Source organism: Serratia sp. HNCC26DJ206, assembly GCF_057180605.1.
Genome location: NZ_JBXUGP010000002.1, coordinates 152,509 through 172,684, shown reverse-complemented (window position 1 = coordinate 172,684; position 20,176 = coordinate 152,509). Strand labels below are relative to the sequence as shown.

The following is a 20,176-nucleotide window of genomic DNA, read 5'->3' as shown; positions in this document are numbered from 1 at the left end:
GCATGCATTGGTTAGCGGACTACTGGTGGGTAATTCTGGTGATACTGGTAGGCATGGTGCTTAACGGGATCAAAGAGTTACGCCGTCTGGACCATAAAAAATTCCTGGCCAACAAACCCGAGTTGCCACCGCATCGCGATAACAACGCCGAGTGGGACGATGAAGAGGATTGGCCGAAGAAGAAATAACATCAGGGCGCAGCGCTTGGCGCCCTGAACCTTATTTAAACGCGATCAAATCCCCGCGTTTGCCAAACATCGCCTCTTCCCAATAGCGCTGCGGCACATAGTAATGCAAGCGTTCCAACGCCAGGTTCATCATGCCCTGATTGATGGCATGCCCGACCCCTTCTTCCACGTCCAGCGTAAAATCACAGCCAACAGCCTGCAACTGTGCCGCCGCCGCGCGCGCATGTTCTACCGCAATCACGGCATCTGTCTCGCCGTGGATCAAGTGCACCACGCTTTCGCCAAAGTTCGTTTCCGGCAACTGGGCAAAACGGCCGCTGAACGCTACTACGCGCCCGGCCAGTTTAGGTTCTGCTTTCAACGCTTCCAATGCCATGATCGAACCTTGCGAGAAACCGACCAACGCGGTTCCCGCATAGCTCACCCCGCTTTGCTGCTGCCAGTAACGCACGGTTTCGACAAACTTCGGCATCACTTCAGCAATACGTTCTGCGCGGTTTGCTTCCGTCACCGCCTGCACCGAAAACCATTGGCGACCATTGCCTTGACCGAAGGCGAACGGCCCGCCAATGCTCACCACCAGCGCCTGCGGAAAATCTTTGGCAAAGTAACTGCCGATCTCCCCCATCGCGACCGGGTTATCGCCCACGCCATGAAACAGCAGGATCAATTGCTCAGCCGGCGTTGCAGGGCTTTGCACTACAAAGTGTTCGTGTTTCATGGGGGAACTCCTCAGGTTAAATAGTGATCCGAACTGCCAATGACTATATACACGTCATACTTCAAGTTGCATGGGTGTTGGCTGCGTCCGTTCGCACCAGTCACATAGTTGTCTATGCTCCTGGCGACTCTCGGACTTGCCGCCTACACGCAACTCGAATTATTTAGTGTATACACCGCTGGGAGGTCGGGAAAATCGGGTTTTATTGAACAACTCTTTCCATTTATTGCAATGACTGGGACCACTGCTGCCAATGGCAGCAACGCTGGCTATCCCACTGTTCAAGCGCCTGAGCGACCTCTTGCCGCCAGTGGCGCAACAGCGCTTTCTGGCCGCTCAAACCATACTCAGCCACGCATTGCACCACGCTCTGCTGCTGTTGCAGATGGCTGCGCAGAGCGGCCATTGGGGATACGGTGTTCAATAACAGGCGTTGCAGCGCCCCCAGGCTGGCTTCCAATGGCCGATGGGCAAAGGCAAAGCCTGCCAGTTCGCGCCAGTCCTCTTCGTTCAGCAACTGATCGCCTTCATCACCCACAATCGCCAGTTGCAGATCGATACGCTGCTGCAACCAGCGCCAGTCGCGAACCAAATGTTGATGCGCCGCATGGCACAGTGCCCGCCCCTGCTCGCTGAGCGGCAGCAGCGCCATGGCGGTATAACAACCGCTGCTGGCTTCCGGCTTACTGCCAATACGCACCAGGGTAAAACCGCAGGATTGCCAGAAACGCCACAGCGGTTCGGTATAACCAAAGCTGACGGAAAGGAAATCCAACTCCTGCGAACGCTGCTTTTGCTGTTCAATTAACCGCTTGGCGATCCCCTGCTGGCGCAGCTCTGGCAACACCGCAATACGGGTAATACGGCGCGAACGCAGCGTTGGAGCCCACCACTGGCCACCGTGTGCCGCCAGAGATTGGGCCACCAGGTTGCCACGTGGCCTTCTGCGGCCCGCCCAGACTTCATGCGCCAGTTCAGCGCTCAAGCCCCCTTCATCCACCAGCCAGAGTGCCCCCACGATCTCGTCCGCCAGCGATGCTGCGCTGAAATGCATACCCGGTGCATCCATCAGTCGGCGCAGATCCAGGGGAGAAGTGCGGTAGTGAGCGCTGCTGAGCAACGCATAGAAACGCCTCAGTTTAAGGGGATCGGCGCACAGCTCGGCTTGTTCAAGCGGGTTGATGCTCAACGCGTGATGGGCCGCTGACCACACCGGCTCCTCGTTAAACAGCAAGGCGTTATCGATGATGCGCTCCAAGGCATCACCCGCCGCCCAGCGGATCGGTTGCTGTAAACTCAGCGGCTGCCACTCTGGCAATGCGGCGCAAAATTTAAGTAAAAAACCACGACCGGTACCTTCATAACCCTGCACCGTAGTGGTCAGCAATACGCGCGGGAAGTCGCTAATCAGCTGTTGCAGCAAAGGGGTGGGGATCGCCGCAGCTTCATCCACCAGTAACCAGCCGACATCACTGACGTTGTGTTCGGCACAGTATTGCAGCAACGCATCAGGTGCCCAGAACTGTGCCTTTCCGCCTGCCCATTCGCTGGCGACCTCGGTTGCCGCACGGCTTGGCCCGGTGATCCAGCAGCTTAGCGGGCTGGCAGCCACCAGCATCCCTGCCAAGGTGGATTTCCCACGGCCACGCGCAGCAGTCAGCACCCAGACGCCGCTTTCCGCTTCCAACAAGCGGGCCAAAATGGCCTGCTGCTCGGCGCTCGGTTCACCCTGCGGCGGTTGCCAGTCTGCGCGCAGCGGCAACCGGGCCAAACACAGCGGATCGCCTTGCCGCCAAAGGGTCACCTCACGGTCTGCCGCAAGCTGTTGCTGCAAATGAGCGATGAAATTGGGTGTCGCGATCGGCTGCTGGCAATCGCTCCAACGCAGGCTGTCGCCATCCGGCTGTTGCCGCCAGTTCGACCAGGCGGGAACCAGTAGCAGCAACCAGCTACCGGCACGCAGCGTGCCGCAGAGTTGAGCCAAAGCCTCTACGTCCAACCCTTGCGTGGCATCAAAAACGGCGTGCAACCGCTCCTGGCCCAGCAGCGTTCTGACTGCGCCGCTGCTTAGAGAGGGTATCTCGGAAGTAGCCTCGCTCCCCACCCACGGCCAGTCACCCGGCAGTTGCGCGGCCAGCTGTTGGGCCTGAATACGGCACCATTGCGGTTCGCCGCTAAGTACCAGCAAACGGCGGATACCCTGCCGCTGCATAAGCTGTTGCATTGCCTGTAACATCAGAAACCATACCTGAAGGGGAATGAATCAACGGGCAGCAAAGGTATTACACTTATTGGGATCGCCGCTGTCGAACCCTTGCTTGAACCAGGTGTAACGCTGCTGCGAAGTGCCATGGGTGAAGCTGTCTGGCACCACCCGCCCCTGGCTCTGTTGCTGTAAGCGATCGTCACCAATCGCCTGCGCTGCGTTCAGCGCCTGCTGCAAGTCACCGGCCTCCAACATGTTCTGCCGTTGCGCATAATGTCCCCACACCCCGGCAAAACAGTCCGCCTGCAATTCCATTTTCACCGAAAGGCGGTTGACATCCACCTGGCTGGCTCCCTGCTGCATCTGGCGGACTTTCCGCTCGATCCCCAGCAGGTTCTGCACATGATGTCCAATCTCATGCGCCACCACGTAGGCCTGCGCAAAGTCACCACCGGCACCCAGTTTGGTCTTCATGTCCTGATAAAAGGATAAGTCGATATACACCGTACCGTCCGCCGGGCAATAGAACGGCCCCATCACCGATTGGCCGGTTCCGCAACCGGTGCGCGTAGCACCGCGATACATCACCAGTTTCGGATCCTGATAACGTTTGCCTGTTTGTTGGAAGATTTCCTGCCAGGTGTCTTCGGTAGAAGCCAGTACCACCGAGGTGAATTTAGCCAGTTCATCATCTTTCGGGCTGATTCTGACGCTTTGCTGTTGCGCTTGCGGCGCCATCTCGCCGCCGTTTAGCAGCGGCGTAAGATCCACACCGTAGTAACCGGCCACCACTACCACCACCAGGACAATGAGGCCGCCCTTACCGCCAATCGGCGGGCGAAAACCACCGCCACCCATGCCTGAAGATTGCCCACGACGATCTTCAACGTTGTCACTTTCCCGACGCCCTTGCCAGCGCATATGTAAACTCCAAAATATAATGGTGTGGGTATGAAGATGATTATAAAGGGTTAGGGGCGCAGGGAATGCAGTAATTTTCTGGAAAGCAAAATAGAACGGGGCATTCCGCAGAAATGCCCCGTATTCAATAATATGGCAGGAATGAGGTTAGTCGAGCTTCACACCGATACGGCGGGCAACTTCCTCATAGGCTTCGATCAGGCCACCCAGGCTCTGGCGGAAACGGTCTTTGTCCATTTTATCCAAGGTGTTTTTGTCCCACAGGCGGCTACCGTCTGGCGAGAACTCATCCCCCAGCACCACTTCACCCTTGAACAGGCCGAACTCCAGTTTGAAGTCCACCAGGATCAAACCGGCGTCGTCGAACAGTTTGCTCAGCACCTCATTGGCCTTGTAGCTCAGCTCACGCATGCGTGCCAAATGCTCTTTGCTCACCCAGCCGAAGGTTTCGCAGTAGGATTCGTTGACCATCGGATCGTGCATGGCGTCGTTCTTCAGGAACAGATCGAACAGCGGCGGATTAAGCGGCAGGCCTTCTTCAATCCCCAAACGCTTGACCAAAGACCCGGCTGCGCGGTTACGGATCACACATTCAACCGGCACCATGTCCAGCTTTTGCACCAGCACTTCGGTGTCTGACAGCAGGCGTTCCATCTGCGTCGGAATACCGGCTTCTTCCAGCTTGCTCATAATGAAATGGTTGAACTTGTTGTTCACCATCCCTTTGCGATCGAACTGCTCAATGCGCTGACCATCCAGTGCTGACGTATCGTTACGGAATTCCAGCACCAGCAGATCAGGATTTTCGGTGGTGTAGACGGTTTTCGCCTTTCCGCGATACAACTCAGCTAGCTTTTGCATCTTACTTACTCCAGTGAGGTTATACCTTTCGGCTGCCAAACTGCGGCGTTATCGCGCTGCGGTTTACAGCCTACCGGGTACAGAATTGACCTAATAAATTCTTTGGCATGCTGGCGACTATTGTGCCAAACCCGCGACGCAAACGATACCGTTTCGGCAAAACAAAAAGGGGCCGTAGCCCCTTGATGATTGATTATTTAACGCTGGTTTTGCTGAAAGCCGCCTGGAATGCCGCCACCAGGGCATCATTCTGCCCCTGAGGCAACGGTTTCCCTTTGGAATCGATAAATTGCAGGCTGGTACGGTTATTCAAATCACCGACCTGCAGTTTGTAATCACCGTTGTTCAATTCTGGATCTTTCACACCCAAGGCATCCCAGTCGCTACTGCTCGGGGATTTATAGGTTACGGCAACGGTGCCCTGCGGACGGCTGCGGTCACCCACTTTCATCCCCAGCTTTTCCAACGCCGCAGGTAGGCGATCCCACACGGCAACGTATGGTGCACGCACGATCAATACCGGCAAGCCAACGTCATCCGCACCACTTTGCACATCCAACGCGCCAATACCGCTTGCTGCGCGGCTACTGGTCAAACTGTCCTGCTTATCCAGACTTTCGACGATGCTGTTCATCATCATGCTGTTATAACGCTGGATCTCGGTAGGATCGGTCACCTCTTCGGTTTTACCCTGTTGGCGCAACCCTAGCGTTTTCACCACCAACGCCTGCTGGTAACCCTGCTTTTGCAGGCTGACCTGATAGCGGCCTTCGTACTGGGTGTCTTCATCCAAACGGTTCCATTTCACCCAATCCGTGGTCAGCGTCTGACTGGCTTCCTGTTGGGAAGCGATAACCATATTTTTCGCCTGCAATGAGCTGACCACACGTGGCCACAGATTCTGGTTCTGCGGGCTGTTTTCCAGCAGCAGCGTGCCGCTGTTACCCGTGTTTTGGCTGCGAGAACCGCTCAGCAGGGCCAGTGGCTGCGACGGTGGCCGGATATCCAGTTGCTTGCCGACAGGGCCTTTTTGCGCACTGGCCGACACTTCAAGATCACCAGATCGCACTGGCAGGCTCATACCGGCCGGCGCGCTCAACGGTTTGAGCGGTGCGGCGTCGAGATAGGACTCATCGCCGCTGACTTGGCGTTTGTAACGTTGATCGGAGGAACATGCCGCCAGCGTCATAACAAGCGCTAACCCTACGACTGTTGCTACCGTCGACTTTTGCAATGAATAAGCCATCAAATCTCCCTAAGAATGATATCCCCATCGTACTTGCAGCGGCAGCCATATGGGTTACACACAACACCCCAACCGCTGGGTTTAACCAACGCCGGGGATGTATGTATGTGCCACATTGCTGCGACTTCAGTGACTTGGGGTTATAGCAAACCGGCGCTTTTCAACGCACGCTCCACCACAGGACGGGCAGCGTCGGTTAACGGCGTCATAGGCAGACGCATCGTATCGGTTGCCATCAATCCCAATGCCTTACAGGCCCATTTCACCGGGATTGGATTGGGTTCTACAAATAAATCCTGATGCAACGGCATCAAGCGCTGATTCAAGCGGCGAGCTTCGGCAAAGTTGCCTTGGGCCGCAAGACGGCAAAGTTCTACCATTTCACGCGCGGCCACGTTGGCCGTGACGGAAATCACCCCATGACCGCCCAGTTGTATGAAATCCAGGCCGCTGGCGTCATCGCCGCTCAGCAGAGTGAAGTTTTCATCATCAACCAGCACTTGGATCTGACTGACACGACTTAAGTTCCCTGTTGCCTCTTTAACGGCAACAATATTCTTGATTTTGGCTAAACGCGCGATCGTCGGCGGCAGCATGTCACAACCGGTACGCGAAGGCACGTTATACAGGATCTGTGGCAGATCGGTGCTTTCAGCAATGGCTTTAAAGTGCTGGTACAGCCCTTCCTGCGTTGGCCGATTGTAGTAAGGCGTTACCGTCAGGCAACCCACTACGCCGGTATTGCCGAAATGCCGCGTGAGCGAGATCGCCTCGCTGGTCGAGTTCGCCCCGGTTCCGGCGATCACCGGAATGCGGCCTGCGGCCAGTTCCAGCGTCTGCAACACCACGTCGACATGCTCGTCATGGGCAAGCGTGGCGGACTCTCCGGTAGTCCCTACGGAAACAATAGCCGCAGTCCCACTGGCTACATGATAATCAATCAGTTTTTTTAGGCTCGCACGATCGACAGCGCCTTTGGCGTCCATCGGCGTAACCAGTGCAACAATACTTCCCGTAAACATTGGCCGTCCCCTCCACAAACAAGTGACTCATGGTACTTTTGACACCTATCCAAAAGCAAGCAAACAACGTGTTGTAAGCGCTTGGCAGGCGGTTTTTTTTATGTTTACCATGGTAATCCCATTGAGCATGACAGGAAGCTGCATTTTGCCTAAGCCAGATGAACACTATCTCGTGATTACCGCACTGGGCGCCGATCGCCCCGGAATCGTCAACACCATCACCCGCCACGTCAGCAGTTGCGGGTGCAATATCGAAGATAGCCGTCTGGCCATGCTGGGTGAAGAATTTACCTTCATCATGCTGCTTTCCGGCAGTTGGAACGCAATTACCCTGATCGAATCCACTTTGCCGCAAAAAGGCGCAGAGCTGGATTTACTGATTGTGATGAAACGCACAAACTCGCACGAAAGGCCGCCAATGCCCGCGGCGGTGTGGGTTCAGGTGGAAGTGAAAGACTCCCCGCACATCATCGAACGTTTTACCGGTCTGTTTGACTCCAGCCAGATGAACATCGCCGAACTGGTGTCACGCACTCAGCCAGCGGAAGGCGATCTGCCGCCACAGCTATACATCCAGATCACGGCGCACAGCTCCGGCAATCAGGATGCATCAAATATCGAACAAGCCTTTCATCGCCTATGTACAGAATTGAATGCGCAAGGCAGTATTAGCGTAGTGAACTATCCACAGCATGATGAGAAAGATGGAGAGTAGTGATGAGCCCATTGAAAGCCGGTGATACAGCGCCAAAATTTAGTTTACTCGACCAGGATGGCGAGGAAATTCATTTGGCCGACTTCCAGGGACAGCGAGTTCTGGTCTATTTTTATCCTAAAGCCATGACGCCGGGTTGCACTGTGCAAGCCTGTGGCCTGCGGGATAACATGGACGAATTGAAACAGGCAGGTGTCGAAGTGCTTGGCATCAGCACCGATAAACCGGAGAAACTGTCACGTTTTGCCGAAAAAGAGTTGCTCAACTTCACATTGCTATCGGATGAGGATCATCAGGTCGCACAGCAGTTTGGCGTCTGGGGTGAAAAAACCTTCATGGGGAAAACCTATGATGGCATCCACCGCATCAGCTTCCTGATCGATGCCAACGGCAAGGTTGAGAAAGTGTTTGATGATTTCAAGACCACCAATCATCACGATATCGTTATCAATTACCTGAAACAGCAATAATCGATTAATCTCAAAGCGCAGCACTCCGCTGCGCTTTGTTTTTCCGCCTTATTTCGCTTCTTCCCCCGCATCCAGCAAGATGTCATCCGGCCAGGCATGAATGACCGCTTTCACCAGCGTCGCCAGTGGAATGGCAAAGAATACGCCCCAGAAGCCCCACAGGCCGCCAAAGATCACCACTGAAAGGATGATCACCAGCGGATGCAGGTTGACCGCCTCAGAGAACAGAATCGGCACCAGCAGGTTGCCATCCAGCCCCTGAACCACCAGATAGGCGATTACCAGCGTCCAGAAATCGGCACCGATGCCCCACTGGAACATCGCTACCACCACCACCGGGATCGTCACCAGCACCGCGCCAATGTAAGGGATCAAAACGGAAAAACCGACCAGCACCGCCAACAGCAGCGAGTAGCGCATATCCAGAATGAAGAACACCAGATAAGTCGTCACGCCAACAATCACCATCTCCAGCACTTTGCCACGGATATAATTGGTGATCTGCTGGTTCATCTCGATCCACACCTGCCCTGCCAGCCCGCGATCGCGGGGCAACACGCGGCGCACCGCGTTAAGCATCTGCTCCTTATCTTTGAGCAGGAAAAATACCATCAATGGCACCAGAATCAGGTAGATCGCCAGAGTCAGCAGCCCAACCAGAGACGCCAGTGAAAACTTGACCACCGATTCCCCCATGCCAGACAGCCTGCTGCGCAGGTTTTCTGCCATCATGTCGATGATGCCCGCATCCACCAATGCCGGATAACGCTTGGGCAGGGTGGTCGCATAGTTATAGAACTGGTTGAGCATGCCCGGTAAATCGGTCATCAGATTGATACCCTGTTTCCAGGCCGTTGGGGCAACGACAAATGCCAGTAGCAGAGTAATGCCACCAAACACAATCAGCACCATGCTTGCCGCCCAGGTGCGTGACCAGCCCAGGCGTTGCAGGCGTGCGGTCGGCCACTCCAGTAAATAAGCCAGGACAATTGCCACCAATAACGGGGCTAAAATACCGTGCAGAAAATAGAGAATGCAGAACCCGGCAACCAGAATCACCAGCAGCGCGATGGCTTGCGGATCGGTAAAACGGCGGCGGTACCACTGTAACAACATCTCCAACATCAGAGGTTACTCCTTAATTCCGTCAATGAGAGTGTGCCTCCGCCTTTCCCTGTGCGGCCCAGCAGGCATAACATTGTTATTTGTTTTAACACAATTTTAGCCCGATTATCGCCGGGCAAACGTTTCATTGCGAGCGGTGGCTGGCTATGATGAAAGGGTGTTAGCCCCTTCAGACGCACGCTGCACAAAAAGTGCATTTCTGTGAGCCAATGCACCTTCGCGCTGATTGTACTGGAGAGTCTGGCATGCAAGAAGAACTCTTACGCGATGCTGACGTCTTAATACCGTCATACTTCAAGTAGCAGGTGTGTTGACTACGCTCGCTCACCCCAGTCACAGAGTTGTCTATGCTCCTGGGGATTCACGCGCTTGTTGCCTTCCTGCTACTCGAATTATTTAGGGTATAGTTGATGACTTTGATTTAAGGGAAACGCCTGACTATGACCACCCGGTTAACTAAAACAGCGTTAGCAGTACTGTTGTTCGGCACACTTTGCGCCTCTGCACTGACGCCGGTAAATGCGGACACACAGGACCAACTGCCAGATATGGGGACCACCGCGGGCGGCACCTTGAGTATCGGCCAGGAATTGGTGATGGGTGATTTTTACGTGCGGCAGCTGCGCGCCAGTGCCCCTTTGATTAACGACCCATTATTGACCCAGTATATCAACCAGTTGGGTAACCGATTGGTAGCGAATGCCTATTCGGTAAAAACGCCGTTCCACTTTTTTCTAGTGCGTAACGACGAAATAAACGCCTTTGCTTTCTTCGGTGGCAACGTGGTACTGCACTCGGCACTGTTCCGCGAAACCGACAACGAAAGCCAGCTAGCTTCGGTGTTGGCACACGAAATCTCTCACGTCACCCAGCGCCATCTGGCTCGTGCCATGGAAGATCAACAGCGTAATGCCCCGCTCACCTGGGTCGGGGCGCTGGGCTCGGTCCTGCTGGCTATGGCTAACCCGACCATGGGGATGGCGGCGCTGAGCGGCACGCTGGCCGGTGCTCAGCAAGGGGTGATCAGTTTCACCCAGGCTAATGAACAGGAAGCCGACCGCATCGGCATTCAGGTGTTGCAGCGTTCCGGGTTCGATCCGGAAGCCATGCCGGATTTTCTGCAAAAACTGTCGGATCAATCGCGTTACGCGTCTAAACCACCAGAAATGCTGCTGACGCACCCGCTGCCGGACAGCCGCCTTTCCGACGCCCGCAACCGTGCCAACCAGATGCCGCGCCTGATCGTTCAATCCAGCCAGGAGTATCTGCTGGCCAGAGTCCGTACCCTCGGTATGTACAGTTCGGAAGGCTATGGCCTGACCGAAGAGGTGCTGAATCACTACAGCAATGGCAACGTGCGGGAACAACTGGCGGCAAAATATGGCCGGGCGATCCTGTTCTACGAAGCGAAGAAATACGATGAAGCCCGCAATACCATTCAGCCGTTGCTGACGCAGGATCCAAAAAACGTCTGGTTGCTGGATCTGATGACCGATATCGATCTTGCCCAGCAGAAAGCACCACAGGCCATCGCTCGCCTACAGGCCGTTAATGCTGAGCAAAGCAAAAATCCTGTGTTGCTGCTCAACCTGGCAAACGCCTACGTTGAGGGGAATCAACCGGCGCAGGCGTCAAAAATCCTTAACCGCTTTACCTTTGCCCACCCGAATGACCCGAACGGATGGGACTTGCTGGCGCAGGCCAGTGCCGCCCAAGGATTACGTGATGAAGAGCTTTCAGCCCGTGCAGAGAGCCTGGCGCTCGCAGGCCGTTTGGATCAGGCGATCGGTTTGCTCAGCAATGCCAGCTCTTTGCAAAAACTCGGTAGCCTGAAACAGGCACGTTATGATGCGCGTATCGATCAGTTACGCCAGTTGCAAAAGAGCTTCAGCAAGTTCCAGCGCAGCTAATTTGACCAAGGAATGATTGCAATGAAAAATGTCACTCTCTACCACAATCCGCGCTGCTCAAAGAGCCGCGAAACGCTGGCACTGCTGGAGCAGCAGGGCATTACCCCCAAGGTAGTGCTGTATCTGGAAACCCCGCCATCGGTAGATGAACTGAAAAAGCTGCTGAAAGAACTGGGTTTCAGTTCCGCACGTGAACTGATGCGGCAGAAAGAGGATCTGTACAAAGAATTGAAATTGGCAGATGAAAGCCTGAGCGAAGAGCAACTGTTACAAGCGATGGTGACCAACCCGAAACTGATCGAACGGCCAATCGTGGTAAAAGGCGGCCAGGCACGCATTGGCCGACCACCGGAGCAAGTGCTGGAGATCCTCTGATTCTGCGGGCCCTTACAAACCGAGAATATCTTTCACAAACGGAATGGTCAGCTTGCGTTGCGCGGTGATCGACGCGCGATCGAGCTGATCCAGCGTCATAAACAGCGTGCGCATTTCACGATCCAGGCGCTTGAGCAGGAACCGGCCCACGTCTTCCGGCAGTTCAAAACCACGCAGTTTGGCGCGCAATTGCAGTGCCAGCAGTTTCTCTTCATCAGAAAGCGGTTGCAGCTTGTAGATCTGCCCCCAATCCAGACGGGAGGCCAGATCCGGCAAATGCAAATTCAACTGGCGCGGTGGACGATCGCCGGTAATAAACAAACGCGTACGCCCGGTTTCCTGAATGCGGTTATAGAGATTAAAAATCGCCATCTCCCACTCTTCGTCACCGGCAATACATTCGATATTATCGATGCACACCAACGCCAGTTGCTCCATGCCATCCAACACTTCCGGCACGAAATAAGCCCGTTTGTCCAATGGTACATAGCCGACGGCTTCGTCACGCTGCGAAAGTTCAGCGCAGGCCGCATGCAGCAAATGGCTGCGCCCACCGCCCTCGCGTGACCAGAAATAGATGTAACTACCATGTTCCTGACGGATTGCAGACTGGATCGCGGCGAATAGGGATGGGTTCTCACCCGGATAAAAACTGGCAAAAGTTTCATCATCGGGAAGATAAAGTGGCAGTGAAAGCTGTGCCGGCGTATTCAGGGAAGCACCTCAACCAAAACTGGCAGGAAAACAGAGCAAGTCTATCACAAAAAGCGCGAACTGTTGAACCGGCAGGTTTTTATGCCGCAATAGTGAGCAGAGATGGCGATCATGCTGCATCACTGCTATACCCAAAGCACTTGGCTTCGCTCACTCTAGACGGTGCCCTTCAGATTCTGGCAAGGATAATAAACAATGAAATCATGGAACAAAGTATTGCTGGCTTCAATTATTGGCTTGCTGTTGGCCGGTTGCGATGACGCCTCCAAGGCCAATTCTGCCCCGGAAAAAACCAGCGCAACGCAGATGCAAGAAGGCTCAGCGGCTGAAGAAAGCAAAAACAGCACGGATGAGCAACCGCAGGAAACCGACGGTGCCAATGAGCCGGTAGAGAAACCGGTCAGCCCCTAAACGCCAACAGGGCGGATAAATCCGCCCTGTCCAATCCACAACGCAACGTTAAGCGTTATTTGTGATCGCGCCGTTCTTCCGGCACGTCAATCACGTCTTCTTCTCGGCGATACAGGCTGATCACCTTGAACAGCAGGCTCAGGCCGATACCGACGATGGTCGCCAGCGCCATGCCCTTCAGCTCTGCCGCGCCGATATGCAGTTTGGCCCCGCTCACCCCGATAATCAGGATCACCGAGGTCAGGATCAGGTTCTGTGCCTTGTTGTAATCCACTTTAGATTCAATCAAGACACGGATGCCCGAAGCACCGATTACGCCATAAAGCAGCAGGGAAACACCGCCCATCACCGGTACCGGCACCGCCTGGATCGCCGCCGCCAGCTTACCCACGCAGGAAAGCAGGATCGCCAGAATCGCCGCACCGCCAATCACCCAGGTGCTATACACCTTGGTAATCGCCATCACGCCGATGTTCTCACCATAGGTGGTATTCGGCGTTGAGCCGAAGAAGCCGGAGATCACCGTTGAGATACCGTTGGCAAACATTGAGCGATGCAAACCCGGATCGCGCAGCAGGTCTTTTTTGACGATATTAGCCGTCACCACCAGGTGACCAACGTGTTCGGCAATCACCACCAATGCCGCAGGCAAAATGGTGAAGATAGCAAACCATTCAAAACGCGGCGTATAGAAGGTTGGCAGCGCAAACCATGGCGCATTGATGATCGGAGACAGATCCACCACGCCCATAACGAACGACAGCGCATAGCCCACCAACACCCCGATCAGGATCGGAATGATGGCCAGGAAACCACGGAACAGCACCGAACCGAGCACGGTCACACCCAGAGTCACCAGGGAAATCGTAATGGTGGTGGTATCAGCAGAGGTGCCTTCGGCAGGCAGCAGCCCGGCCATATTGGCTGCCACGCCCGCCAGTTCCAAACCGATCACCGCCACGATGGCCCCCATTGCCGCTGGCGGGAAGATCACATCCAGCCAGCCGGTTCCGGCTTTTTTCACAATCAAGGCCACCAGGCAAAACAGCAGGCCGCACATGATAAAACCGCCGAGCGCCACTTCATAACCCAGCGGCAACAGCAGCAGCACCGGTGAAATAAACGCAAAGCTGGAGCCGAGATACGCCGGGATCTTGCCTTTACAGATAAACAGATACAGCAGCGTCCCAATGCCGTTGAACAGCAGCACCGTCGCCGGGTTGATCTTGAACAGTATCGGCACCAAAACGGTCGCACCAAACATGGCGAACAGATGCTGGAAGCTGAGTGGGATGGTCTGGAGTAACGGCGGGCGTTCATTAACGCCGATGGCGCGACGGGTCATGTATTTTTTCCTCTGAACTATTATCAGTTGTGTTGGCTTGATTATGAATGCTCTATGGATTTCAAGTTACAGCTAGGCGGCAAGGGCGATAATCCCCAGGAGCTTATGTTTAATAAGTGACTGGGGTTAGCGCCCGCAGCCAACAACGCTGTAGCTTGAAAGACGACGAGCATAAAAAAGCCGACTCTCTGGTCGGCTCGACGTTATTTTGTACCAAATATCTTATCGCCCGCATCACCCAGGCCAGGCACGATGTAGCCCTTCTCATTGAGGCACTGATCGATGGAAGCGGTATACAATTCAACATCCGGGTGCGCTTTCTCCAGCGCTTTGATCCCCTCTGGCGCAGCAACCAGCACCAGCACCTTGATGCTGGTACAACCCGCCTTTTTCAGCAGATCGATAGTCGCAATCATCGAACCACCGGTCGCCAGCATCGGATCAACCACCAGCGCCATACGCTCTGAAATGTTGGAGACCAGTTTCTGGAAATAAGGCACCGGCTCCAGGGTTTCTTCATCACGGTACACGCCCACTACGCTGATACGCGCACTCGGTACGTGCTCAAGCACCCCTTCCATCATGCCAAGCCCGGCACGCAGGATCGGCACCACGGTAATTTTTTTCCCTTTAATCTGCTCTACTTCAACTGGCCCGCACCAGCCTTCGATGGTCACTTTTTCAGTCACCAGATCGGCGGTCGCTTCATAGGTCAACAAACTCCCCACTTCAGAAGCCAGTTCACGAAAACGTTTGGTGCTGATGTCATGCTCGCGCATCAGACCAAGTTTGTGTTTAACCAGCGGGTGTTTCACCTCAACGATCTTCATCATTATTCTCCTATTAAGGCGGTTGACGGCCAAAAAAATCGCGGGATTATACCGCCTTTTCCCGCGTGCGCCACTACCAATAGCCGTATCGAGATCAACAAAAGATTGATAATTATTATATACCCAATAAACCTCGGGCAACGGTTTAGGGTAAGTGCATGAATCCGCAAACGCTGGTATGCCGCAGCGCCCAAGGCAACGGAAAGATGAAACGAAAAGTGGAAGCAGGCCGATAAGGCTCTCGCAAACGTTTGCTTGCGCTGTTAGAATTGCCGCGCCTTGTTCCGGAACCAACACCGGACGCACAGTTTTCAAACCGCAAACCGTCGTGGGGATCGCGCAGTGACCGACAAAACCTCTCTCAGCTATAAAGACGCAGGTGTCGATATCGATGCTGGCAACGCATTGGTAGACCGCATCAAAGGTGTAGTTAAACAGACCCGCCGCCCGGAAGTGATGGGTGGTCTGGGCGGGTTTGGCGCCCTGTGTGCGTTGCCGCAGAAATACCGCGAACCGATACTGGTTTCGGGTACCGACGGCGTGGGCACCAAGCTGCGTCTGGCGATGGACCTGAAACGCCACGACACCATCGGTATCGATCTGGTTGCAATGTGTGTGAACGACCTGGTGGTTCAGGGTGCTGAACCGCTGTTCTTCCTGGATTATTACGCCACCGGCAAACTGGACGTCGACACCGCGGCCAGCGTGATCACCGGCATCGCCGAAGGCTGTAAACAGTCTGGCTGTGCGCTGGTGGGTGGCGAAACCGCCGAAATGCCGGGCATGTACCACGGTGAGGATTATGACGTCGCCGGTTTCTGCGTCGGCGTGGTCGAAAAATCCGAGATTATCGACGGCAGCAAAGTGCAGCCGGGTGATGCGTTGATCGCATTAGGCGCTTCCGGCCCGCACTCCAACGGTTATTCGCTGGTGCGCAAGATCCTCGAAGTCAGCAATACCGATCCTACTCAAACCACGTTGGAAGGCCAATCACTGGCGGATCACCTGCTGGCACCGACCAAGATTTATGTCAAATCGGTGCTGGAGCTGATTGCCAAGGTTGAGGTTCACGCCATTGCTCACCTGACCGGCGGCGGCTTCTGGGAAAACATCCCACGCGTGCTGCCAGAAGGCATGCAGGCGGTGATTGATGAATCAAGCTGGCAGTGGCCGGCAATCTTCAGTTGGTTGCAGCAGGCAGGTAACGTCAGCCGCCATGAGATGTACCGCACCTTTAACTGTGGCGTAGGTATGGTGATTGCGCTGCCGGAAGACGCGGTTGAAGAAGCTATCGCTTTGTTGACCGCCGCCGGTGAAAAAGCCTGGAAGATCGGTAAACTGACCGCTTCTTCTGACGAACAACAAGTGATTATTCAGTGATGAAAAAGATTGTGGTGTTGGTCTCCGGCCAGGGGGGGAATCTCCAGGCGTTGATTGATGCCTGCCAGCAGGGCCGGATTGCCGCCAATATCGTGGCGGTATTCAGCAACAAAGCCCAGGCCTATGGCCTGCAACGCGCCGCAGAAGCCGGGATCGCCGCTCACGCGCTCGATGCCAAAGCCTTTGCCGACCGTGAAGCTTTTGACGCTGCACTGGCTGCAGCCATTGACCAGTATCAACCCGATCTGGTGGTGCTGGCCGGTTATATGCGCATTCTCAGCAACGCCTTTGTCCAGTACTATGCCGGGCGCATGCTGAATATCCATCCTTCACTGCTGCCGAAATATCCCGGCCTGCACACTCACCGGCAAGCGATCGACAATGGCGATAGCGAGCACGGTACTTCGGTGCATTTCGTCACCGAACAGCTCGACGGTGGCCCGGTGATCCTGCAAGCCAAGGTGCCCATTTTCCCCGGCGACGAGGAAAATGAGGTGATCGAACGTGTGCAAACTCAGGAACACCACATTTATCCTCTGGTGGTGAGTTGGTTCGTTGCCGGGCGGCTGGCAATGCGGGATAACGCAGCCTGGCTGGATGGTGAACGCTTGCCAGCGCAAGGATATGCAGCGGACTAGCGCCTGTAATCTGAATGCAGCCTAAACGGTGCCCTGAGTGGCACCGTTTTTTTTCGTCCTAATCCAACACCCGGCGTTATACTTTACGCATATTTATCATGTTGAGGATAGAGTATGCCGAGCACCACCAGCGTCAAATTACGCCCACTGGAACGGGACGATTTGGCGTTCGTTCACCAGATGGATAATAACGCCAGCGTGATGCGCTACTGGTTTGAAGAGCCGTACGAGGCCTTTGTCGAGCTAGCCGATCTGTACGATAAGCACATTCACGATCAGAGCGAGCGACGCTTCATCATCGAACACGAAGGGGCCAAAGTCGGCCTGGTCGAACTGGTGGAGATCGATCACATCCACCGCCGTGCCGAATTCCAAATCATTATCGATCCGGCCCATCAGGGCAAAGGCTACGCCAGCACCGCCGCCAAACTGGCGATGGATTATGGTTTTTCCGTGCTGAATCTCTACAAGCTGTATCTGATCGTCGACAAAGAGAACCCAAAAGCGATTCACATTTACAGCAAATTGGGGTTCGAAGTGGAAGGCGAGTTGATCGATGAATTCTTCGTTAACGGCGAGTACCGCACCGTGCTGCGCATGTGTATCTTCCAGCCACAGTATCTGGCGAAGTTCAAAACGCCGCCAGCACCGCTAAAATAATCACCTACCGGGGAGCATACCCCTCCCCGGTGGTCACAAGATCAGACAGTACCCAGATAGTCCATTTTGCCCAGTTCAACCCCCTGATGACGCAGGATGGCGTAAGCCGTGGTCAGATGGAAATAGAAATTGGGGATAGCAAAAGTCAGCAGATATCCTTCCGCGGTGAAGCTGAACTCCCGCGATTTGCTCTGCAATGTGATGGTGCGCCCGTCAGCGTCGGCAAAATCATCCGGCTGGAAACGTTGCAGATAGGCAATGGTTTTCTCGATACGCTGGTGCAACTCGGCAAAGCTCGCCTCGTTGTCCGGCATCGCTGGCACTTCCTGCCCGCTCAGTCTGGCAACGGCACCTTTCGCGGTATCGCTGGTTATCTGCACCTGTCGCAGCAGAGGAAACATATCCGCTGCCAGCCGCGCGTCTAACAGCGTGCTTTCAGCCAACTGTTTTTCTTGCAGAAACTGTTCACCTTTCTTTAATAAAGACGACAGATTCTGCAAACCACGGACGAACTGCGCAGGGGAATGGGCATAAATCGACAATGACATAAAACCTCCTGAGTTTAGCGACGAATTTCCTGCACGAATCTTACGCTTTCCGCCAGCTCAATGTTGCCGAATTGTTTAGCGATTTATGCCAATCAGACAAATAACTATAAAAATCATATTATTATTTGAATTAAAATTGAAAATGCACGTTCTTACAAATTCTGATTAATAAACCGAATGATGATTTAATGGCCATTGTTAGGTATCATTCCCGCCACTACGGATAGCCCCCTATAGAAACAGTGGCTGCGGACAGGCAACACAACTCCCCGCCCTCCGCTGCTAATGGAATTCAACCGGCCTGAAAAACATGCGTAAATACAACTTATTATGGTGTGTATGGGTATTATGGGCATTGCTCATCATGCTTTGGCTGACTGAGATCGGCACCAGTGGCACTTACTTAAACCGAACGCTGCTCACGGCTCTGGTCGTTCTGCTGTTAGTAACTCTTGCGTTTATCTACAAAATCCCAAGGATGAATAAAATGTTGTCATTCAATAAACAGAAAAAATCTATCAGTGAGTCAACTGCACCAGAGGTGATTGACCAACCTGTGGCATCACAGGCGATGATGCAATCTGAATCCACGGCGCAAAATGACGTTGCTGATGCCATCAAACCGATCCGTGCCAAGAAAGACACCTTTGTCTCTAATGGTGCCCAGTTCACTGGCGTTATCGAAGGTGACGGCAACATCATTATCGAAGGCAAGGTGGAAGGGAACATCATCTGTATGCACATGGTGCGCATTGAGAACAGCGGCAATGTGAAAGGCGAAATCCGCGCGCAGCAGATCATGATTAACGGTTCGGTTGAAGGCCGTTGCTACGCCGACTCGCTGTCGATTCAGCCCAAAGGCAGCATGCGCGGCGATATTTTTGCCGACGAAATCTCGATCGAGAAAGGCGGCGTGTTTATCGGCCAATCACAGCTGATGCAGAAGGCGCAGCCTCCGGTTCAGACCAAAGTCACACCGTTGAAAACCGCGCTTAGCTCCGCTGAACCCGAAAACCAGCCAGAACCATCAAACAAGCAAGCCAAATAAAACTGCCATCAACCATACCGGCCAGTGATGTAATCCTCCGTACGGCGCTGGCGCGGTGAGGTGAAAAGACTGTCGGTATGGTTATATTCCACCAATCGTCCCTGGTGGATAAATGCCGTATAGTCCGAAACCCGCGCTGCCTGCTGCATATTGTGCGTCACCAGTACCACGCTGTAGCGCTGTTTCAGGGCGGAAATCAGCTCTTCGATGGTGAGCGTGGAGATCGGATCCAGCGCCGAGGTCGGTTCATCCAGCAACAGCACTTCTGGCTCAATCGCGATCGCGCGAGCAATCACCAGGCGCTGTTGCTGGCCGCTGGACAGACGGAACGCGTTCTCACGCAGGCGATCTTTCACCTCGTGCCACAAAGCCGCCGCCCGCAGGGATCGCTCTACCGCTTCGTCCAGAATCCGCCGCTCACGGATCCCTTGTAGCCGCAGGCCGTAAACCACGTTCTCGTAGATGGATTTCGGGAACGGATTTGGCCGCTGAAACACCATCCCAACGCGCCGCCGCAGTGCAGCCACCTCAACCTGTGGGCCGGAAATGATTTCGCCGTTAAGCCGCAACTCACCCTCGATGCGGCAATCGTCTACCAGATCATTCATGCGGTTAAAACAGCGCAACAGCGTTGATTTCCCACAGCCGGAAGGCCCAATCAGCGCCGTGACGCGGTGTTTCGGAATACGCAGAGAAACATCGTGTAGCACCTGCTTGGCACCGTAAAACAGATTCAGGCCGTTGACCGCCAGTGCGGTATCCTCATCCGCAAGATGTTGAACATCCAGCCGCGGTAAGCTGTCTGGCATCATCAAACCCATTGTGCATTCCCCAAAGCGTCG

Annotated in this window: 22 protein-coding genes; 10 read left to right on the top strand and 12 right to left on the bottom strand. The window is 54.5% G+C overall.

The window, feature by feature from the left end:
- Positions 1–2: 2 nt before the first annotated feature.
- Positions 3–188 carry a YpfN family protein gene (locus AC2A1E_RS02200; RefSeq protein WP_459401788.1) on the top strand — a complete coding sequence of 62 codons (186 nt, stop codon included), beginning with the start codon at positions 3–5 and terminating at the stop codon, positions 186–188.
- A gap of 31 nt (positions 189–219) precedes the next feature.
- Here the strand turns inward: AC2A1E_RS02200 and ypfH are convergent, their stop codons facing one another.
- The 6 genes from ypfH to dapA all read right to left on the bottom strand — a co-directional run bounded on the left by ypfH (position 220) and on the right by dapA (position 7,165).
- Positions 220–909, bottom strand: a complete 690-nt coding sequence (gene ypfH, locus AC2A1E_RS02195; RefSeq protein WP_484382356.1) for an esterase — start codon at positions 907–909, stop codon at positions 220–222.
- A gap of 223 nt (positions 910–1,132) precedes the next feature.
- The gene (locus AC2A1E_RS02190; RefSeq protein ID WP_484382355.1) at positions 1,133–3,145 is read right to left on the bottom strand and encodes a tRNA(Met) cytidine acetyltransferase TmcA; all 2,013 of its coding nucleotides are present in this window, start codon (positions 3,143–3,145) and stop codon (positions 1,133–1,135) included.
- A 27-nt stretch (positions 3,146–3,172) separates the two neighbouring features.
- A complete protein-coding gene (gene ypfJ / locus AC2A1E_RS02185) occupies positions 3,173–4,036 on the bottom strand; it encodes a KPN_02809 family neutral zinc metallopeptidase (RefSeq protein ID WP_484382354.1) in 864 nt (287 codons plus the stop codon).
- 147 nt (positions 4,037–4,183) lie between these two features.
- Positions 4,184–4,897, bottom strand: a complete 714-nt coding sequence (purC, locus tag AC2A1E_RS02180) for a phosphoribosylaminoimidazolesuccinocarboxamide synthase (RefSeq protein WP_459401784.1) — start codon at positions 4,895–4,897, stop codon at positions 4,184–4,186.
- 193 nt (positions 4,898–5,090) lie between these two features.
- Complete coding sequence (gene bamC, locus AC2A1E_RS02175) at positions 5,091–6,143, bottom strand: outer membrane protein assembly factor BamC (protein WP_484382353.1); 1,053 nt, start codon at positions 6,141–6,143, stop codon at positions 5,091–5,093.
- Between the two features lie 140 nt (positions 6,144–6,283).
- A complete protein-coding gene (dapA, locus tag AC2A1E_RS02170) occupies positions 6,284–7,165 on the bottom strand; it encodes a 4-hydroxy-tetrahydrodipicolinate synthase (RefSeq protein ID WP_484382352.1) in 882 nt (293 codons plus the stop codon).
- Between the two features lie 127 nt (positions 7,166–7,292).
- Here dapA and AC2A1E_RS02165 point away from each other — a divergent pair, with 127 nt between their 5' ends.
- The gene (locus AC2A1E_RS02165; protein WP_459402738.1) at positions 7,293–7,880 is read left to right on the top strand and encodes a glycine cleavage system transcriptional repressor; all 588 of its coding nucleotides are present in this window, start codon (positions 7,293–7,295) and stop codon (positions 7,878–7,880) included.
- A gap of 2 nt (positions 7,881–7,882) precedes the next feature.
- Entirely contained in the window at positions 7,883–8,350 is a 468-nt protein-coding gene (gene bcp / locus AC2A1E_RS02160; RefSeq protein WP_484382351.1) for a thioredoxin-dependent thiol peroxidase, read from the top strand.
- Between the two features lie 48 nt (positions 8,351–8,398).
- Here the strand turns inward: bcp and AC2A1E_RS02155 are convergent, their stop codons facing one another.
- Positions 8,399–9,475, bottom strand: a complete 1,077-nt coding sequence (locus AC2A1E_RS02155) for an AI-2E family transporter (RefSeq protein ID WP_459401780.1) — start codon at positions 9,473–9,475, stop codon at positions 8,399–8,401.
- Positions 9,476–9,915: 440 nt separating this feature from the next.
- On the opposite strand from AC2A1E_RS02155, the gene bepA reads away from it, so the two are divergent.
- Together bepA and arsC are read left to right on the top strand one after the other, a co-directional pair.
- Positions 9,916–11,385 carry a beta-barrel assembly-enhancing protease gene (bepA, locus tag AC2A1E_RS02150; RefSeq protein ID WP_484382350.1) on the top strand — a complete coding sequence of 490 codons (1,470 nt, stop codon included), beginning with the start codon at positions 9,916–9,918 and terminating at the stop codon, positions 11,383–11,385.
- A gap of 21 nt (positions 11,386–11,406) precedes the next feature.
- On the top strand, positions 11,407–11,760 hold the full coding sequence (gene arsC, locus AC2A1E_RS02145; protein WP_484382349.1) for an arsenate reductase (glutaredoxin): 354 nt from the start codon (positions 11,407–11,409) through the stop codon (positions 11,758–11,760).
- Between the two features lie 12 nt (positions 11,761–11,772).
- Here the strand turns inward: arsC and hda are convergent, their stop codons facing one another.
- Positions 11,773–12,474, bottom strand: coding sequence for a DnaA inactivator Hda (gene hda, locus AC2A1E_RS02140; protein ID WP_484382433.1), 702 nt, complete (start codon positions 12,472–12,474; stop codon positions 11,773–11,775).
- A gap of 195 nt (positions 12,475–12,669) precedes the next feature.
- On the opposite strand from hda, the gene AC2A1E_RS02135 reads away from it, so the two are divergent.
- Positions 12,670–12,885 (top strand): hypothetical protein, encoded by a 216-nt coding sequence (locus AC2A1E_RS02135; protein WP_484382348.1) that lies wholly within the window; start codon positions 12,670–12,672, stop codon positions 12,883–12,885.
- A 55-nt stretch (positions 12,886–12,940) separates the two neighbouring features.
- Here the strand turns inward: AC2A1E_RS02135 and uraA are convergent, their stop codons facing one another.
- Complete coding sequence (gene uraA / locus AC2A1E_RS02130; RefSeq protein WP_484382347.1) at positions 12,941–14,230, bottom strand: uracil permease; 1,290 nt, start codon at positions 14,228–14,230, stop codon at positions 12,941–12,943.
- Between the two features lie 203 nt (positions 14,231–14,433).
- Complete coding sequence (upp, locus tag AC2A1E_RS02125; RefSeq protein WP_459402736.1) at positions 14,434–15,060, bottom strand: uracil phosphoribosyltransferase; 627 nt, start codon at positions 15,058–15,060, stop codon at positions 14,434–14,436.
- Between the two features lie 342 nt (positions 15,061–15,402).
- Between upp and purM the strand changes: the two genes are divergently transcribed.
- The 3 genes from purM (at position 15,403) to speG (ending at position 17,738) form a co-directional block, all read left to right on the top strand.
- Positions 15,403–16,440: a phosphoribosylformylglycinamidine cyclo-ligase gene (purM, locus tag AC2A1E_RS02120; protein WP_484382346.1), complete on the top strand. Its 1,038-nt coding sequence runs from the start codon at positions 15,403–15,405 to the stop codon at positions 16,438–16,440.
- Positions 16,440–17,078: a phosphoribosylglycinamide formyltransferase gene (gene purN / locus AC2A1E_RS02115; RefSeq protein WP_484382432.1), complete on the top strand. Its 639-nt coding sequence runs from the start codon at positions 16,440–16,442 to the stop codon at positions 17,076–17,078. Before purM ends, purN begins: the two co-directional genes overlap by 1 nt.
- A gap of 114 nt (positions 17,079–17,192) precedes the next feature.
- Complete coding sequence (speG, locus tag AC2A1E_RS02110) at positions 17,193–17,738, top strand: spermidine N1-acetyltransferase (RefSeq protein ID WP_459401774.1); 546 nt, start codon at positions 17,193–17,195, stop codon at positions 17,736–17,738.
- A gap of 41 nt (positions 17,739–17,779) precedes the next feature.
- Here the strand turns inward: speG and AC2A1E_RS02105 are convergent, their stop codons facing one another.
- Positions 17,780–18,286, bottom strand: coding sequence for a DUF1993 domain-containing protein (locus AC2A1E_RS02105; RefSeq protein WP_484382345.1), 507 nt, complete (start codon positions 18,284–18,286; stop codon positions 17,780–17,782).
- Between the two features lie 487 nt (positions 18,287–18,773).
- Between AC2A1E_RS02105 and AC2A1E_RS02100 the strand changes: the two genes are divergently transcribed.
- Positions 18,774–19,334 carry a bactofilin family protein gene (locus AC2A1E_RS02100; RefSeq protein ID WP_484382344.1) on the top strand — a complete coding sequence of 187 codons (561 nt, stop codon included), beginning with the start codon at positions 18,774–18,776 and terminating at the stop codon, positions 19,332–19,334.
- Between the two features lie 8 nt (positions 19,335–19,342).
- Here the strand turns inward: AC2A1E_RS02100 and pstB are convergent, their stop codons facing one another.
- Entirely contained in the window at positions 19,343–20,155 is an 813-nt protein-coding gene (gene pstB / locus AC2A1E_RS02095; protein WP_484382342.1) for a phosphate ABC transporter ATP-binding protein PstB, read from the bottom strand.
- Positions 20,156–20,176: the final 21 nt, after the last annotated feature.

Excerpts from the sequence above, each read along its gene's own strand:
- bcp (WP_484382351.1), top strand. The coding sequence starts at position 7,883 with ATGAGCCCATTGAAAGCCGGTGATACAGCGCCAAAATTTAGTTTACTC.
- purN (WP_484382432.1), top strand. The coding sequence starts at position 16,440 with ATGAAAAAGATTGTGGTGTTGGTCTCCGGCCAGGGGGGGAATCTCCAG.
- ypfH (WP_484382356.1), bottom strand. The coding sequence starts at position 909 with ATGAAACACGAACACTTTGTAGTGCAAAGCCCTGCAACGCCGGCTGAG.
- AC2A1E_RS02200 (WP_459401788.1), top strand. The coding sequence starts at position 3 with ATGCATTGGTTAGCGGACTACTGGTGGGTAATTCTGGTGATACTGGTA.
- AC2A1E_RS02155 (WP_459401780.1), bottom strand. The coding sequence starts at position 9,475 with ATGTTGGAGATGTTGTTACAGTGGTACCGCCGCCGTTTTACCGATCCG.
- uraA (WP_484382347.1), bottom strand. The coding sequence starts at position 14,230 with ATGACCCGTCGCGCCATCGGCGTTAATGAACGCCCGCCGTTACTCCAG.
- bepA (WP_484382350.1), top strand. The coding sequence starts at position 9,916 with ATGACCACCCGGTTAACTAAAACAGCGTTAGCAGTACTGTTGTTCGGC.
- speG (WP_459401774.1), top strand. The coding sequence starts at position 17,193 with ATGCCGAGCACCACCAGCGTCAAATTACGCCCACTGGAACGGGACGAT.
- purC (WP_459401784.1), bottom strand. The coding sequence starts at position 4,897 with ATGCAAAAGCTAGCTGAGTTGTATCGCGGAAAGGCGAAAACCGTCTAC.
- AC2A1E_RS02135 (WP_484382348.1), top strand. The coding sequence starts at position 12,670 with ATGAAATCATGGAACAAAGTATTGCTGGCTTCAATTATTGGCTTGCTG.
- upp (WP_459402736.1), bottom strand. The coding sequence starts at position 15,060 with ATGAAGATCGTTGAGGTGAAACACCCGCTGGTTAAACACAAACTTGGT.
- AC2A1E_RS02165 (WP_459402738.1), top strand. The coding sequence starts at position 7,293 with ATGACAGGAAGCTGCATTTTGCCTAAGCCAGATGAACACTATCTCGTG.
- dapA (WP_484382352.1), bottom strand. The coding sequence starts at position 7,165 with ATGTTTACGGGAAGTATTGTTGCACTGGTTACGCCGATGGACGCCAAA.
- AC2A1E_RS02100 (WP_484382344.1), top strand. The coding sequence starts at position 18,774 with ATGTTGTCATTCAATAAACAGAAAAAATCTATCAGTGAGTCAACTGCA.
- ypfJ (WP_484382354.1), bottom strand. The coding sequence starts at position 4,036 with ATGCGCTGGCAAGGGCGTCGGGAAAGTGACAACGTTGAAGATCGTCGT.
- AC2A1E_RS02105 (WP_484382345.1), bottom strand. The coding sequence starts at position 18,286 with ATGTCATTGTCGATTTATGCCCATTCCCCTGCGCAGTTCGTCCGTGGT.
- bamC (WP_484382353.1), bottom strand. The coding sequence starts at position 6,143 with ATGGCTTATTCATTGCAAAAGTCGACGGTAGCAACAGTCGTAGGGTTA.
- pstB (WP_484382342.1), bottom strand. The coding sequence starts at position 20,155 with ATGGGTTTGATGATGCCAGACAGCTTACCGCGGCTGGATGTTCAACAT.
- arsC (WP_484382349.1), top strand. The coding sequence starts at position 11,407 with ATGAAAAATGTCACTCTCTACCACAATCCGCGCTGCTCAAAGAGCCGC.
- AC2A1E_RS02190 (WP_484382355.1), bottom strand. The coding sequence starts at position 3,145 with ATGTTACAGGCAATGCAACAGCTTATGCAGCGGCAGGGTATCCGCCGT.